General features: G+C 60.2%; 1 pseudogene (only partly in view). It reads right to left on the minus strand.

Annotated elements, in window-relative coordinates:
• Positions 1-922: pseudogene (locus tag AO065_RS27375) on the minus strand (two-partner secretion domain-containing protein); its annotated part runs 1,800 nt beyond the window's last position; the annotation flags it as partial.

Genomic DNA, 922 nt, shown 5'->3' on the forward strand with positions numbered 1-922 from the left:
GTTCACGCCCAGGTTGTTTCTGGCGTAGACGCTGCCCTTGCCGGTGTTGGTCAGTTGCCCCAGCGTCAGTTGAACGTTCTGCTGGCCGGACACTGATCCGGCGTTCTGGTTGTCCAGATTGTCGGCCGTCAGTTGTAGGGTACCGTTGGCCATCAAACGGCCTTTCTGGCTGTTATCGAACTGGCCGACCGTTGCTGTGAGCGCCCCGAGGCTGGAAATTTCCGCGTTCTGGTTGTTCAGGGTTGCCGCGTGCAGCTCGAGGCCATTGGCAGATACCATCCCGCGCAGGTTGGTCAGCNTAAGGATCAACGCCTTGTCGCTCAGCACCGAACCTTCGGTGTTGTCCAACGAAGTGGCCGCCAGCGAGAAACCATTCGCACTGGAAATTTCGCCGCTCTGGTTGTTCACCACATTGAGGTTTTTCAGCAGCAACTGGCCGGGTGCGTTGATCAATCCATCCTGGTTGTTCAGCACACCGTTATTCAGATCCAGGCTGACATCACTATTGCTATAAAGCCGACCATCACTGGTCTGATCAAGACCGGTGACCACTGCCGTCAGTGCCATGGCGCTGGCGATGCGGCCCGCCTCGGTGTTGTTGACCTGAGCAGCAGTCAGCCCAAGGGTGCCAGTGCTGGTCAGGCGGCCGTCCTTGTGGTTATCGAATGCGCCCGTGGTGACGGTCACGCCGTTCGCCGCAATGCGACCGCTCTGACTGTTGTCCAGCGAACCGCTGGTCAACGTCAGGCTGGCGTCACTGAGCATCTGTCCGCCCTGGTTGACGACGGCTGCAGTGGTGGTAATCGAGGCCGTTCCGGCGCTGGTGACGCTGCCGCCGCTGCTGGCAAGGCTCGCCGCGCTCAGGTTCAGGGTGCCATCACTGCGCAGCACGCCCTGATCGTTNATTCACGGCTCTGGTGGC

This window comes from Pseudomonas viridiflava (assembly GCF_001642795.1).
GTDB classification, from domain to species: Bacteria; Pseudomonadota; Gammaproteobacteria; order Pseudomonadales; family Pseudomonadaceae; genus Aquipseudomonas; species Aquipseudomonas viridiflava.